The organism is Paraburkholderia sp. BL21I4N1 (genome assembly GCF_002973525.1).
In the GTDB taxonomy this organism is placed as follows: Bacteria; Pseudomonadota; Gammaproteobacteria; order Burkholderiales; family Burkholderiaceae; genus Paraburkholderia.
This window is the reverse complement of sequence record NZ_PVEN01000005.1, coordinates 222,276-236,424: the sequence shown is the minus strand read 5'-3', so window position 1 is coordinate 236,424 and position 14,149 is coordinate 222,276. Positions and strand designations below refer to the sequence as shown.

Sequence of the window (14,149 nt, the reverse complement as noted above, 5' to 3'; positions counted from 1 at the left end):
GGATGCGAAGGACCTATTATAAAATCCGTCCTTTACTTTGACTTCGCGGCCTGCGCCTTCGTGACTTCCCGTCTATTTGCCCTGATTCCCTCCGCCGGCACCGGCAGCCGTTCCGGCGCCGCGATGCCCAAACAATATCGCACGGTAGCCGGGCGTGACATGCTGCATTACTCGCTGGCGGCGTTCGACGCCTGCAGCGAATTCGCCCAGACCCTGCTGGTGATCGCGCCCGACGACCAGCATTTCGACGGCCGCCGCTTCGGCGGCCTGCGCTTCGCGGTGCGCCGTTGCGGCGGGGCATCGCGCCAGGCGTCGGTGCTGAACGGGTTGCAGGCGCTCGCCGAGTTCGGCGCGCACGACGACGACTGGGTGCTGGTGCACGACGCGGCCCGGCCGGGCATCACGCCCGCGTTGATCCGCGCGCTGGTCGGCGCGCTGAAGGACGACGCCGTGGGCGGCATCATGGCCCTGCCGGTGGCGGATACGCTGAAGCGGATCGACGCGACGTCCGCCGATAGCCGCATTGCCCGCACCGAAGCCCGCGACGGTTTGTGGCAGGCGCAGACGCCGCAGATGTTCCGTATCGGCATGTTGCGCGACGCGATTCTGCGCGCGCAGGCCGACGGTCACGATCTGACGGATGAGGCGAGCGCGATCGAGTGGCTGGGTCATGCGCCGAAGCTGGTGCAGGGCAGCTTGCGCAACTTCAAGGTGACCTATCCGGAAGATTTCGATCTGGCCGAGGCGATTCTGAGCCGAACATCGGCTGCGTGACGATGGATCGCAATTTCAAATTTAATTTCAGTGAATAAGCGGACTTAAGGACTTGACGCATATGGATTTCAGAATTGGCCAGGGGTATGACGTGCATGCGTTGGTGCCGGGACGTCCGTTGATTATCGGCGGCGTGACGATTCCTTATGAGCGCGGCTTGCTCGGGCATTCGGACGCGGACGTGCTGCTGCACGCAATCACCGACGCGATTTTCGGCGCCGCGGCCATGGGCGACATCGGCCGTCATTTCTCCGACACCGACGCGAAGTTCGCCGGCGCGGATAGCCGCGTTTTGCTGCGTGAGTGTTTTGCGCGCGTGAAGGCGGCGGGGTTTTCGATCGCCAACGTGGACAGCAGCGTGGTCGCGCAGGCGCCGAAGCTGGCGCCGCATATCGAAGGCATGCGCGCGAATATCGCGGCCGATCTCGGCCTGCCGCTTGAGCGCGTCAACGTGAAGGCGAAGACCAACGAGAAGCTCGGTTACCTCGGGCGAGGCGAGGGTATCGAAGCGCAGGCCGCCGTGTTGCTGATCAGGAGCTGACCGGTGGGTTGGGCCGCATCGACCCGGTGCGGCTCATTCAAGACACGCGCGCAGCAGCGATTAACGCATCGTGCTGCACGCGCTGACAGAAGTCTTACTGACCATCGGCAGCAATACACTGCGCGGTGGCATTGATCACCGCCGCGATCCGGCCGACATCGCGCAATTGCGTGGCACTCATGCCTTCGGCTACCAGCGTATCGAAGTGCGATTTCACGCAAAAATGGCATTTGCCGATAATCGACGCCGCCAGCGCATACATCTCGAAGCGTCGTTTATCCACGCCGCCATGCGACGCATAAGCGTTCATCCGCAATTGCGCCGGCTGCGATTTCAGATCCGCGCTGCCCGCCATCTCGACGTACGGATACCAGACGTTATTCATGCCCATCAACGCGGCGGCGGTGAGCGCGCCATTCGTTTCTTCCGGCGACAACACGCCGGCATGGCGAATCGCGTCGACGATTACCGTGCACTTCGCGGCGAATGCCGCCGCCAAGGCCACGCCGACCGCATCGTTTCCTTCGAGCGACGAGCGCGCAATCGTTCCGTCCAGATTGAGCCGGATGTCCTTGGCGTAGTCGGGTACTCGTGCCTTAATCGAAGACAAGAATTCCATTGTTATCTCCTATCAGGTGGTCGATAAAAAAGCCCGCGGCTTTTCAGGCTTGACGGGCTTTTGAAGGCACGGCTTAAAGCGTCGCGCCGCCGACCGAGCGATTGCACGGACACAGTTCGTCCGTTTGCAGGCCGTCGAGAATACGCAGCACTTCTTCCGGATTACGGCCGACATTCAGGTTATTCACCGACACGTGCTGGATCGTATTGTCCGGATCGACAATAAAGGTCGCGCGCAGTGCGACGCCGGCTTCCTTGTCGCGCACGCCGAGCTGATCGATCAGCTCGCCTTTCACGTCGCCGAACGCGTAGTGATTCAGCTTGTCCAGATCCTTATGCTCGCGGCGCCACGCCAGTTTCACGAATTCATTATCGACACTGCCGCCCAGCAGCACGGCGTCGCGTTCTTCGAAGTCGTTGGCCAGCTTGCCGAATTCGACGATTTCGGTCGGGCACACGAAGGTGAAATCCTTCGGGTAGAAATAAATGATTTTCCACTTGCCCGGGAAAGATTGCTCCGTGATTTCCTCGAACGCCGAGACGCCGTTTTCTTCGTGGTGGTTGAAGCCTGGTTTGGCAGCGGCAATAGTGAACGCTTCGATTTTATCGCCAACGGTTTTCATGCGAATACTCCTTCGTCAGTTGGAAAAAACAGCATGTCTTAGGCTCCGAACTCGTCACACGAGTGCGTCACACGGTGTCCCCTATGGTTCTATTGAGCCACTCGTTCCGTCGCTGAAGCTAACCGGGCGAATGGTGTTTATTCAACGCGGCCAACAGCCGCGGGCGGCGCGCCAGGGCGCCTGACGCTTGTTTGCGCCGCTTGTTTCCGCTCAGGCGCCTTTGGCGAGCGGGAACTCGATCGTGACCTCGAGCCCCGGGCCCGGCGTGCGGTTGCGCAAACGCAGCGCACCGCGATAGCGGCCCACGAGGCGCTGCACGATGGCCATGCCGAGGCCCGTGCCGTTCGCCTGGGTGCGCGCCGAGTTCACACGATAGAACGGCCGTGTGACAAGCGCCAACTGGTCTTCCGGAATACCGGGGCCTTCGTCGACCACGGACAGTTCGACCCGCGAGTGCGACACCCGCGTTTCCAGAATCACGTGCGGGATGCCGTCGCCGTCGCTCAGACCGTACTTGCGCGCGTTCTCCAGCAAATTGCCGACCACGCGCCGCATGTCGGTTTCATCGGCCTCGATCACCGCCGACGGCGCGAGCCGTGTAATCAGCCGCATGCTGTCTTCGCTCTGCATGCGCGCAGCCAGTTCTCCCGCGATCACGGAAAGGTCGACCGGTTCCGGAACCCGTTGCACGGGCCGCGCGTAATCGAGGAAGCGGCCGATGATCATGTCCATCTGCTCGATGTCGTCGACCATCGCGTCTTTGGTGCTTTGATCGGACGGGCTCATTTCGGTTTCGAGCCGCAGCCGTGCGAGCGGCGTGCGCAGATCGTGCGAAATCCCCGCGAGCATCAGCGCACGGTCGGCCTCGAGCTGTTCGAGGTCCTGCACCATCTGGTTGAAACTGCGATTGGTTTCGGCGGCCACACCCATGCCGCGCTCGGGCAGCGCTTCGGGCGACTGGCCCGAGCCGACCTTGCGCGCGGCCATGGCGAGGCGCGCGAACGGCCGGTTCACCAGACTCGTGATGAATGCCGCGCCGAACAGCGAGAGCGCTAGCGCGAATACGCCCCAGCCGGCCCATTGCAGCCCGGTGGCGTTGTCGAGCTGATCGCGGTCGAGCGCGACCCAGTAGTCGTCGTCGTCGATCTTGAAGCTGATCCAGACGCCGGGAATGTCGTTCACGCTCTGCGCGATGACCGTGTCGTCGCCGAGCCGGCCGCGAATGTCGTGTTCGATCAGGCGGTTCAGCGACTCGTCGGGCTGGAGCTTGTACTTGTCGGTGGTTTCGCGCGGGTACACCCGCACCCCTTCATTACTTTCCAGATCCTGCAGCAGTGCGCGCCGCAGGTCGGGATCGGAATAAAGGAGAGCGGTGCGCGTGAGCTTGACGATCGCCACGAGCTGCAACGCCACGCGCTGCGCGCGCGGCTCGCGTTCGATCACCCGGAAGCTCTGGAACCAGGCGGCGAGACTGACCGCGATCAACAGCGCGATCAGCAGAAAGGTCCGCCAGAAAAGGCCGCCGAACGCGAGCGTCAGGAGGCGCCGGTCGATCCGCATGGGCCCTTCTTATCTGAATTCAAAAACAGGAGGCGAGAACAAACTCAGGCTGCACCGTCGGGGATGAACACGTAGCCCAGACCCCAGACAGTTTGAATGAAACGCGGGCTGCCCGGGTCCGGCTCGATCAGCTTGCGCAGACGCGAGATCTGCACGTCGAGACTGCGGTCGAACACTTCGTATTCACGGCCCCGTGCCAGTTCCATCAGCTTCTCACGCGACAACGGCTGACGCGGATGGCGCGCGAATACCTTCAGCACGGAGAACTCGCCGGTGGTCAGCGGGATTTCCTGGCCGGCCTTGGTGAGCGTGCGGGTGGCGAGGTTCAGCGCGAACTCGCCGAACTCGAACACCTCGGTGGTTTCCGACGGCGCGCCTGGCAATTCGGAGGGCGACTGGCGGCGCAGCACCGCGTGGATCCGCGCGACCAGTTCGCGCGGGTTGAACGGCTTCGGCAGATAGTCGTCGGCGCCCATTTCGAGGCCCACGATACGATCGACGTCTTCACCCTTGGCCGTCAGCATGATGATCGGCGTGCGGTCGTTGCTGCCGCGCAAGCGGCGGCAAATGGACAGGCCGTCCTCGCCGGGCAGCATCAGATCGAGCACGAGCAGATCGAAGCGCTCACGCACCCAGAGCTTGTTCATGGACGGCGCGTTCTCGGCAACATAGACATTGAAGCCCTGTTCACCGAGGTAGCGGCGCAGCAGATCGCGCAGGCGCGGATCGTCGTCGACGACGAGGATTTTCGAAGGGTTTTTAGTTTCCATGGTCGGCATCTTAGCGCGATTAGAAAGGGGTGCGCGGTTGCATCATTTATCGGGTTACAGTCAGTTACAAAATTTACCCGCACTGTGGCACGACGTAAAGCACGGGCAGGTAGACTGCTTTACTGAATGCGGCTGTTCGGTGGATACTTCACTCGACTAAAAACTCTCGCACCCGGCTAGTTACCGGGGTCTGTATACGCATTTGAGGTAGCCGGTTGCCGCGCCACGAAGGGAACAACATGAAGGGAGGGGTTTGGCCAAATGTGCGCCTGAGCGTTATTGCACTGGCAGTTGCCGGTACGCTCGCAGGCTCACTGGGACCCACGCTCGCCCATGCCCAGCCTTCCGCCGACAGAGCTGCGAGCGAACGCGCGCCCAGGCCCGGCAACCCCCGGATCAATCGCCATAACGCCAATATCGAGCGTCCCGCTTCCGACGTGATGTTGCGCACCGCAGTTCCCCCCGATCTTGATCAACGTCGTCGCGACGGACATATGACGCCCGACGAACGGCGTCTGTTACGGCAGCACATCGAAGATGCCGTCCGCGAACTCTATAAGCGCTAGCTATTTCCGTGCCTGCCCGTGGCCGGCATCTCGCACATTGTCCGTGCGTGAAAAATTTCGTTGCACTTCCCCCGTCAACTTTCCCGTCTGATCTGCCGTTGAGTCGTCAGAGTCGAACGCCGTTCGCCACGCACGAGATGGGCAAATGCCGCCCCGTGACCATGCGTCAACCCGGATGATCCATGATGAAATTGCCAGGACGTGGTAATCGCGGCGCGGTGTCGGCCGCATCGGCCACCGTGCTTGCGGCGGTTGTCGGCGCGGTGCTCTCCGCCACGCCGGCATCGGCCGTGCAGCAGCAGGGCGCGCCTCGTGTTCCGCACGCGAAGCATCGGGCCGCGGCATCCGCTTCGGCCGAGGCTGCCGACAGCGAGCAAGGCCTGCTCGACGCCGACGACGCGCGCTTCTTCCTGACACGCGTCGGCTTCGCGCCGGACAACGCCGAGGTCGCCCAATACGTGGGACTCACGCGCGCTCAGGCCGTCGATAAAGTGCTGGCGGGCACCCGAACCGAAGCGTTGACGCCGCTGCCCGAGTGGGTGCTCGAACCGATCCCGACGCGCGACGTGCGCAAAACGTGGAGCGACGATCAGCGCCGCGACGAGCAGCGTCTGCGGGGGCAGCGTTACGACGCATTGCGCGCATGGTGGGTGCGCGAGATGCTCAGCACGCCGTCGCCGCTGACCGAACGCATGACGCTGTTCTGGGCCAATCACTTCACGTCCGGGCAGGACAAGGTCGGGTACCCGCAGCAAATGGCGCAGCAGAACATGCTGCTACGTCGCGACGCGCTCGGCAACTTCGGCGAGATGCTGCACGACGTCGCGAAAGATCCGGCGATGCTGCAATACCTCGACGGCGCGAGTAATCGCAAGGGCAAGCCCAATGAAAATTTCGCCCGTGAAGTGATGGAGCTGTTCACGCTGGGCGAAGGTCACTACACGCAGCGCGATGTGTCGGAGGCCGCGCGTGCTTACACGGGCTGGAGTCTCGATCCCGATACGCAGGCCTACGTGTGGCGCGCGAACCAGCACGACGACGGCGTGAAGACGGTGCTCGGGGAGGCCGGTCCGTTCGATGGCGATCAGGTGCTCGACATTCTGCTCGCGCGGCCGGACACGGCGACTTTCGTCACGAGCAAGCTGTGGCGCGAATTCGTCTCCGATACGCCGGACCCGGCGCGCGTCGCGCCGATCGCGGCGCAGTTCCGCGCGAGTCACTACGACATCAAGGTCGCGTTGCGCGGTCTCTTCATGAGCGACGCGTTCTGGGACGACGACGATCGCGGCGTGCTTGTGAAGTCGCCGGCGGAATTCGTGGTGGGCACGCTGCGCGCCTTCGACATCGGCTACGACAACACCGCGCCGTTCGCCGCGGAGATTCGCAACCTCGGCGAAAACCTGTTTTATCCGCCGAACGTGAAAGGCTGGCCGGGCGGCACGACCTGGATCAACAGTTCGACGCTGCTGGCCCGTAAGCAGTTCGTCGAGCAGTTGTTCCGCGCGACCGAGGCCGCCAGGCCGCGTCCGATGGGCAAGCCGGTGAACAATGCCATGAACGGCGCCCTGAACGGCAAGGTCGCGGCAGGTGGCGCGCCGGCTAGCGGCATGGCAGGTAATTCGCCGTTACAACGTGTGATCGCGCGAACGGGTCAAAACGCGCAAGGCGGCGTACGCTTCGATATCGACACGTGGCTCGCGCATTACAACACCGCGCCGACGGCGAAACCGGGGTTGTCGGCGGAGTTGCAGTTGCAGCACGCGGTCTTGCCGCTGACGCCGGTGGACGCGATCGAAACCGATTCGACCGCGAGCGCCTATCTGGAAGCGTTGTTGATGGACCCGGCTTACCAGTTGAAGTGATCTGTTCAGCCACGCCATTGAAGCCACCCACGCCATGACGATCGAACGAGGTGCAGGATGAAACGACGCAGCTTTCTCTCGATGGGCGCCGCCGCGAGCGCGACGCTCTGGCTGCCTCGCGCGTTCGGCGCGCAACTCGACGGACTCGGCGCGTCGCGGGCGCGTGGCTACGACAATCTGCTGATCCTCGTCGAACTGAAGGGCGGCAACGACGGCTTGAATACCGTGATCCCGTTCACGGATCCTGCTTACTACCAGTTGCGCAAGAGCATCGGCATCAAACGCGAGCAGGGCATTCAGCTCGACGAGCGCACCGCGCTGCATCCGTCACTGCAGCCCTTGATGCCGCTCTGGCACAGCCAGCAACTGGCGATCGTGCAAGGCGTGAGCTACGCGCAACCGAACCTCTCGCATTTCCGCTCGATCGAGATCTGGGACACCGCGTCGCGCTCCGATCAGTATCTGCGCGAAGGCTGGCTCACGCGGGCGTTTGCGCAGTCGCCGGTGCCACCCGGTTTTGCCGCCGACGGCGTGGTGATCGGCAGCGCCGAAATGGGGCCGCTCGCGAATGGCGCACGCGCGATCGCGCTGGTCAATCCAGCGCAGTTCGTCAAGGCTTCGCGGCTCGCGACGCCGGTCTCGCTGCACGAACGCAACCCGGAACTCGCGCATATTCTCGACGTTGAAAACGACATCGTGAAAGCGGCGGACCGGCTGCGGCCCACCCAGGGTCAGGCGCAATTGAAGACGGTGTTTCCCGGCGGCGCGTTCGGCGGCTCGATCAAAACGGCAATGCAGGTTTTAGCCGCCGGCGACACGTCGCAGGAAAAACCGAAGAGCGGGCAGGGCGTTGCCGTGATCCGTCTGACGCTGAACGGGTTCGATACACACCAGAACCAGCCGGGTCAGCAGGCGGCGTTGCTCAAGCAATTGGCGGAAGGTTTCGCGTCGATGAAGTCGGCGCTAACCGAGCTTGGCCGTTGGGACGACACGCTGGTGATGACCTATGCCGAGTTCGGGCGTCGCCCGCGTGAGAACCAGAGCAACGGCACGGATCATGGGACCGTGGCGCCGCACTTCGTGATGGGCGGGCGTGTGCGCGGCGGTTTGTACGGCGTGCCGCCGGTTCTCGCACGGCTCGACGGTAATGGCAATCTACCGGTCGGCGTGGATTTCCGGCAGCTTTATGCAACGGTGCTGGGGCCGTGGTGGGGGCTCGACGCGTCCGCGATTTTGCAGCAGAGGTTCGAGCCGTTGCCGTTGTTGCGCGCGTGAGGTGGGGAGCGGGGGGCGCTTGACGGAGCGTGCTGGACGAAAGATGCCTCACGAAAGGCGCTCAACGAGACGCATCTCAGCGCGGTGCTTCACCAGGACCCGCTCAAACGCCGCTCGCCTATTTCGCGCGCCAGGCGATCCACAGCTTACGAATCGGCGTCAACGCAATGCGCTGGTGCAGCACGTGATAACCGTCGCGTTCAATCTCATCCAGCAGTGCCAGCGCGAGCGCCGCGAGCGCGAGCAGCGTGCGCTGCGCGCGGCGCTCGGCAGCAGGCACGGCCGCGAGCGCGGCACGCAACGTGTCGCGCGCGCGAGTCGTCTGGAAGCGCATCAGCTCCGTGAACGCGTCGGTATATTTCCGGTTGATCAGATCGGCCGCGGTCACGTTGAAACGCTGCATCTCGTCGATTGGAATATAGATGCGACCGTGGCGAGCGTCGTTGCCGGTCTCGACCACGAGCTGCGCGAGCAATAGCGCGTCGCCGAGCGGCGCGGACCAGCTCGAAATCTGTCCGCTGCCGGCACCGCTCTTCGTCGCCGCGCGCGCCACCAGGCTCGCGAAGGTGCCGCCGACGCCTTGCACATAGCGCCGCAGATTCGGATAGTCGAGATAGCGCGCCTGATCGAGATCCATCTCGAAGCCGGCAAGCATGCCCTGCAGCGCCGGATACTCCGCTTTCACGTCGGGCAGATACGCGGCCAGCGCCTTCGACACCGGATGCGACGGCGAGCCCGACGCCAGCGCGGCCAATTCGTTTTGCCACCACGCGAGTTTCGTGCGGCCGATGGTCGGGTCGCTGGTCTCCTTGACCGTTTCCTCGAACTCGCGGCGCAGCGCGAACAGCGCCGTGAGTAACGGCTGGCTTTTCGCGGACGCCTGACGCAGCGCGTAGTAGGTGCCCGATCCGGGTGGCGCCGCTTTCTGCTGGCAATAGTCGTCGAAATTCACTGGATTGGGCGTGTGGGGAACAGGCGGCAAAGAAAGGGCACGGGCTTCGTGCATCGAGCCAAAAATTGTAGCATCGGCGCCGTCCGGACAGATGCCCGGCAGATGCAGACAAGCGCGAATCTATCGGTTAGAATCTCGCGCTTACGGTTTCGGGCGCAAGTTTTGAACGCGGCCGCAAGCCTGCAGGACATCGGATCGGCGCATCGCGTCGATCCGGCTGCGAGGGTGGCGAAATTGGTAGACGCACCAGGTTTAGGTCCTGACGCCCGCAAGGGTGTAGGGGTTCGAGTCCCCTCCCTCGCACCATTAATCTGTAGCGAAGAACCCCGTTAAGTCTTTGGACTGACGGGGTTTTTTGTTTTTAGTCTGCTTTTTTCCGCACGCCGGGCGGGTTTTGCCTGCCCGGCTGCGCTCAAGCTTGCGGCGCGTCGTCGGGCTGCGCCTGCATACCCGGCAGTTCGGCTTGCGCCGCACCTTCGAGGAAACGACGGGTCGAGTCGAACGCCTGCAGCATCGGCTCGGGCCACGGCGTTTTCAACATCACGGCCTGATGGTTGTCGAATGCCGACGACAACAGTTTCGCCAGTTCCGGCGAGCGCAGATGACGCAGCAGCACGCTGACGGCAATCGCCGTCGCCTGGCTGGCGCCGGCGGTCTGGAGTTCTGAAGCGGTGAGAGCCGCGACTTGCTTGTTGATGTCCACTGCAACTTCCTTGGATGAAATGTGGGAGATTGAAGGCCCGGTGGCCGCTGCCGAATTTTGACATGGTTGAAGGGGCGCCGCGTGGCGGAGAGATGGTGGCTGTGTCGTTCGTGTGGTTCAATGCGCTGCGCTCGCGGCGCGTGTGCTCTGTTCAACCGGTTGCATGGAAGCGTCCGGGAGCGGATTCTGTGGTTCATCGGCATCGATTCGATGTGGCCGTTCGTCGGTTGCATCGAGCCGTTGCTGCCCAAGGCTATGGTCGTGGAAACCGAGCAATGAAGCGTGTCCTGAAAGTGATCGGCTGGTCTTGTGCGTTCGTGTTCGCGTGGGCATCGGCGCCGTCGTCGGCCGCCGACCATTTCGCCGAGCGTTTTGCGCTGCAACTCGACAACGGCGCGGCGTACTACAGCGTAACGTTGCCCGCCGCCGTCTACGCGGCGAGCCAACGCAGCGACCTGGGCGACCTGCGCGTCTTCGACAGCGCCGGCGAAGCCATGCCGTATTCACTCGAGATACCGCGCGACGCCGCGCGCGGCGCGCCCACGTTGCGTCCGGTGAACTGGTTTCCGTTGCCGCCGGCCGTGCCTGGCGCGTCCAGCGCGCCATTCGGCGTGGCGATGGCCGCCGACGGTTCGCTGCGCGCCACCGCGGCCCCGCCGGCACGCGGACAGCACGACACGGATCTGATCGACGCGGGGCGTGTGTCGCGCGCGGGTCGGGTGAGCGCGTTGCTCGTGCACCTGCGCGATGACAATTACCAGGGGCGCGTCACGGTCGAAGCCAGCGACGACCTGCGCCATTGGCAACCGGCTGGCGATGCGCAGCTGCTCAAGGTCAACGCCAACGGCAGCGCGCTGAGCCAGGACCGTATCGAACTGGATGGCGCGCCGGCGCGCTATCTGCGCCTGCATTGGCTCGACGGCACGCCTTATGTCGAGTCGATCGACATGGAAGTGCAGGCCGTCGCCGTCCACGCGCCACGCGCCGACGCACAGCGCACGTGGGGCGAAGGCATCGTCGCTCATGCCGGGCCGAAGCCGGGCGAGTATTTCTTCGCGACGGGCGGGCCGTATCCGGTCGACCGTCTGCGTCTGAATTTGCCGCAGCCCGATACGGTGGCGCCAGCGGTCGTTTATTCGCGCGCGGGGCTGGAGGCGCCATGGCGCGAAGTGTCGAGTGCGACGCTGTTCCGCTTGCACAACGGCACGGTCGAGCAAAGCAATCCGTCGCTCTCGTTCGCGCCCGATACCGATCGTCAATGGCGGGTGGTGGTCGATACGCACAATGGCGGATTGGGTAACGGTGTCTTGACGGTGGCGGCGGGCTGGCGTCCGGCGACGCTGCTTTTCGCCGCGCGCGGGGCGGCGCCGTTTACGCTGTCGGTGGGGAGTGCGGCGGCTGTATCGGCGGCGGTGAGTCGGGATGAGTTGCTGACGGGTGCGTCATCGGTTGCGGCGACGGCGCGCGTGGGCGACGCGCTGTCGTTTGCGCTGGACGCCGATGCCCAGCCCGCGCCACCGGATGCGCGGCGTCGTTATCTGATCTGGGCGGCGTTGCTGCTGGCGGTGGGTTCGCTCGCGGCGCTTGGGTGGCGGCTCGCACGCGGTGCTCGCGCGCAGGCGCGTGGGGCGAATGGGGCGATGGCGAATGGTTTGCCAGTCGAATCCGCAGTGGTGAGCGCTCCGGCCGACGATGCTGATGCCACGCGGCCCGACACCAATGTCAATGTCAATGTCAATGTCAATGCCAATGCCAATGCCAAAGGTAACGGCAAAACCTGAGCGTAGTGCCAGCGCCAGAGGTGCCGGCAAATCCTGAGCTCGGCACCAAGGCTAACGGTGACGGCCAGGCCCGCGCTCAGCGCATGCCGATCCGCCGCCGCTTTTGCGTCTCACTCCTCGCGCGCCATCATCGTTTCGATGATTTTGTCGAGGGCATGGCCGAACGCGACTTTCTCCTGCTCGTCGAGGCAATCGAACAGATCGCCGTTCCACTTGCGCGCGATCGGCATCACCTTACGGTACAGCGCACGACCCTCCGGAGTGAGTGACACCAGCACGACGCGGCCGTCTTCGGCGCTCGGCTCGCGCTTCACGAGCCCTTGTTTGATCAACGCCTCTGCCGCGCGACTCGCCTGACTCTTGTCGAGGTTCGCGTGCCGTGCCAGTTCCATGATCGAGAACGGTCCAAACGAGCCCACCGAGGCAATCACGCGCGCCTCCGGCAAGGTCACGCCGAGCTTGTCCTGATAGCGCTCGCTGATGCCACGCTCGGCAAGCTTGTTCAGCACATGCAGGCGGTACGTGAGGAACTGCTCGAGCCCGGCTTTGGCGGAGTCCTTCATGGTCTTCCCGTAGTGAGTGATGCGGTCGCGGCGCTGTGATTGTTGCCGCAACCGTCCCGTCGGTCAACGCGCGCCGAATTTCAGACGCGTCAATTGTTCGGCCGAGTCGGCCAGCAGTCGCGCCGCGTCGCGAATCGCGACGTCGAGCGTGATCGGGCCGGGCGCCGGCGAGAAGCAGCCGCTGAAGTATTCGGCGAGCCGCGGCAAGGCCGTGGAGTCCACCGCGCCGGACAGCAGTGTGGCCGGTACGCCCGCGGCCTGAGCGTGGCGGCAGGCGATGAAGGGCGCCTTGCCGTGCAGCGTTTGCACGTCCGAGCGGCCTTCGCCCGTGATCAGCCAGTTCGCGCCGGCAAGCGCGGCGTCGAGCCCGATTTGCCGTGCGACGGTTTCGGCGCCCGGCTCGAATTGCGCGCCGAGCATATGCAGCGCGAAGCCGAGGCCGCCGGCCGCACCCGCGCCCGGCAGCTCGCGCGCGCTGCGCCCGAGCGCCGCTTCGAGCAGATCGGCGAAGTGGGAGAGCGCCGCGTCGATCGACGCGATCTGTTCCGGCTTCACGCCTTTTTGCGGCCCGAACACCGCGGTGGCGCCGTGCTCACCGGTCAACGGGTTGTCGACGTCCGACATGCCGACGAACTGCGTCCCGGCCAGCCGCGCGTCGAGTTGCGACACGTCGAGCCGCGCGACGCGCGCGAGCTGCTCGGGCGTGGCGTCGAGTTCCTGATCTTGCGCGTCGAACAGTTTCAGACCGAGGCCGACCAGCAGGCCGGCGCCGCCGTCATTGGTGCTGCTGCCACCCAGCGCCACGTAAAAACGCCGCACGCCCGCGTCGAGCAGCGCGCGGATCGCTTCGCCCATGCCGCGCGTGCCGCGCGCCTCGACCGGCACGCCCATGCCCACCGGGTCCGTAATGCCGACCACTTCCGCCGTTTCGACGATCGCGCTGCCGTCGGCGAGCAGACCCGTGAGCGCGTCGCGCACCGGACCGGCCGCGCCCCGCACGCTGAGCGTGCGGCGTTCGCCGCCGCTCGTCAGCATGGCGTCGAGCGTGCCTTCGCCGCCATCGGCCATCGGGCAGATACGCACTTCGGCGTCGGGACGGGCGCGGCGGATGCCGGACGCGATCGACTGCGCGACCTGTTCAGCGCTAAGCGAGCCTTTAAAAGAGTCGGGAGCAATGACGACGACGGGCGAGGACGGCGAATTCGGCATGGTGTCTCTGATAGTTTGGAATCGTGGCGAGGGCGAGTAAAACGACGAAGTGCGGGCGCAGCCCCGAGCGCGTGCGTCACTTTAGCAGCATGGGCGCGCCGACTGAATATGTCGAACGGCATAGCCGGGATCGTCTGAACCTGGCGGAAACCGCGCCGAAACGGCATGGAAAGCGGCCCGAATCGCGAGAAAAAAGCAGTGAATCGAGGAATCCCGCTTGGGCGCGCAAATAGTTTGCTAAAATATTCGGCTCTTTGGACCCAACCGTGCTGCCGGCGGCCTGCAAGCCCGCGGCGCAGGCGCGTAATCGACGCAACGCCACGCTATGAAGCGACGTCGAAAAGCGGCACGG

At 64.3% G+C, this 14,149-nt stretch carries 14 protein-coding genes and 1 tRNA gene; 7 read left to right on the top strand and 8 right to left on the bottom strand.

The window, feature by feature from the left end; genetic code table 11:
• The first annotated feature begins 60 nt into the window (after window positions 1–60).
• Both ispD and ispF read left to right on the top strand, forming a co-directional pair.
• On the top strand, window positions 61–774 hold the full coding sequence (gene ispD, locus B0G83_RS15640) for a 2-C-methyl-D-erythritol 4-phosphate cytidylyltransferase (protein ID WP_105508297.1): 714 nt from the start codon (window positions 61–63) through the stop codon (window positions 772–774).
• Window positions 775–835: 61 nt separating this feature from the next.
• Entirely contained in the window at window positions 836–1,315 is a 480-nt protein-coding gene (gene ispF / locus B0G83_RS15635; RefSeq protein WP_105508296.1) for a 2-C-methyl-D-erythritol 2,4-cyclodiphosphate synthase, read from the top strand.
• Between the two features lie 94 nt (window positions 1,316–1,409).
• Here ispF and B0G83_RS15630 read toward each other — a convergent pair whose 3' ends face one another.
• The 4 genes from B0G83_RS15630 to ompR form a co-directional block, all read right to left on the bottom strand.
• Window positions 1,410–1,934, bottom strand: coding sequence for a carboxymuconolactone decarboxylase family protein (locus tag B0G83_RS15630; RefSeq protein ID WP_105508295.1), 525 nt, complete (start codon window positions 1,932–1,934; stop codon window positions 1,410–1,412).
• 73 nt (window positions 1,935–2,007) lie between these two features.
• Window positions 2,008–2,556 (bottom strand): peroxiredoxin, encoded by a 549-nt coding sequence (locus B0G83_RS15625; protein ID WP_035550336.1) that lies wholly within the window; start codon window positions 2,554–2,556, stop codon window positions 2,008–2,010.
• A gap of 210 nt (window positions 2,557–2,766) precedes the next feature.
• Complete coding sequence (locus B0G83_RS15620) at window positions 2,767–4,116, bottom strand: ATP-binding protein (protein WP_105508294.1); 1,350 nt, start codon at window positions 4,114–4,116, stop codon at window positions 2,767–2,769.
• 44 nt (window positions 4,117–4,160) lie between these two features.
• A complete protein-coding gene (gene ompR / locus B0G83_RS15615; RefSeq protein WP_006048917.1) occupies window positions 4,161–4,895 on the bottom strand; it encodes a two-component system response regulator OmpR in 735 nt (244 codons plus the stop codon).
• Window positions 4,896–5,125: 230 nt separating this feature from the next.
• On the opposite strand from ompR, the gene B0G83_RS15610 reads away from it, so the two are divergent.
• From B0G83_RS15610 to B0G83_RS15600, 3 genes are all read left to right on the top strand, one after another.
• Window positions 5,126–5,452 carry a hypothetical protein gene (locus B0G83_RS15610; RefSeq protein WP_105508293.1) on the top strand — a complete coding sequence of 109 codons (327 nt, stop codon included), beginning with the start codon at window positions 5,126–5,128 and terminating at the stop codon, window positions 5,450–5,452.
• Window positions 5,453–5,634: 182 nt separating this feature from the next.
• Window positions 5,635–7,314: a DUF1800 family protein gene (locus B0G83_RS15605; RefSeq protein WP_105508292.1), complete on the top strand. Its 1,680-nt coding sequence runs from the start codon at window positions 5,635–5,637 to the stop codon at window positions 7,312–7,314.
• Between the two features lie 57 nt (window positions 7,315–7,371).
• Window positions 7,372–8,589 (top strand): DUF1501 domain-containing protein, encoded by a 1,218-nt coding sequence (locus B0G83_RS15600; RefSeq protein WP_105508291.1) that lies wholly within the window; start codon window positions 7,372–7,374, stop codon window positions 8,587–8,589.
• A 118-nt stretch (window positions 8,590–8,707) separates the two neighbouring features.
• On the opposite strand, the gene B0G83_RS15595 is transcribed toward B0G83_RS15600, so the two are convergent.
• On the bottom strand, window positions 8,708–9,541 hold the full coding sequence (locus B0G83_RS15595; RefSeq protein ID WP_105508290.1) for a squalene/phytoene synthase family protein: 834 nt from the start codon (window positions 9,539–9,541) through the stop codon (window positions 8,708–8,710).
• A 219-nt stretch (window positions 9,542–9,760) separates the two neighbouring features.
• On the opposite strand from B0G83_RS15595, the gene B0G83_RS15590 reads away from it, so the two are divergent.
• Window positions 9,761–9,847 (top strand) — tRNA-Leu (locus B0G83_RS15590).
• 106 nt (window positions 9,848–9,953) lie between these two features.
• On the opposite strand, the gene B0G83_RS15585 is transcribed toward B0G83_RS15590, so the two are convergent.
• Window positions 9,954–10,244, bottom strand: coding sequence for a hypothetical protein (locus B0G83_RS15585; RefSeq protein ID WP_105508289.1), 291 nt, complete (start codon window positions 10,242–10,244; stop codon window positions 9,954–9,956).
• A 275-nt stretch (window positions 10,245–10,519) separates the two neighbouring features.
• On the opposite strand from B0G83_RS15585, the gene B0G83_RS15580 reads away from it, so the two are divergent.
• Window positions 10,520–12,025 (top strand): DUF3999 domain-containing protein, encoded by a 1,506-nt coding sequence (locus tag B0G83_RS15580; protein ID WP_105508288.1) that lies wholly within the window; start codon window positions 10,520–10,522, stop codon window positions 12,023–12,025.
• Window positions 12,026–12,135: 110 nt separating this feature from the next.
• Here B0G83_RS15580 and B0G83_RS15575 read toward each other — a convergent pair whose 3' ends face one another.
• Window positions 12,136–12,588 (bottom strand): MarR family winged helix-turn-helix transcriptional regulator, encoded by a 453-nt coding sequence (locus tag B0G83_RS15575; RefSeq protein ID WP_105508287.1) that lies wholly within the window; start codon window positions 12,586–12,588, stop codon window positions 12,136–12,138.
• A gap of 63 nt (window positions 12,589–12,651) precedes the next feature.
• A complete protein-coding gene (locus tag B0G83_RS15570) occupies window positions 12,652–13,797 on the bottom strand; it encodes a glycerate kinase (protein ID WP_105508286.1) in 1,146 nt (381 codons plus the stop codon).
• Between the last annotated feature and the right edge of the window lie 352 nt (window positions 13,798–14,149).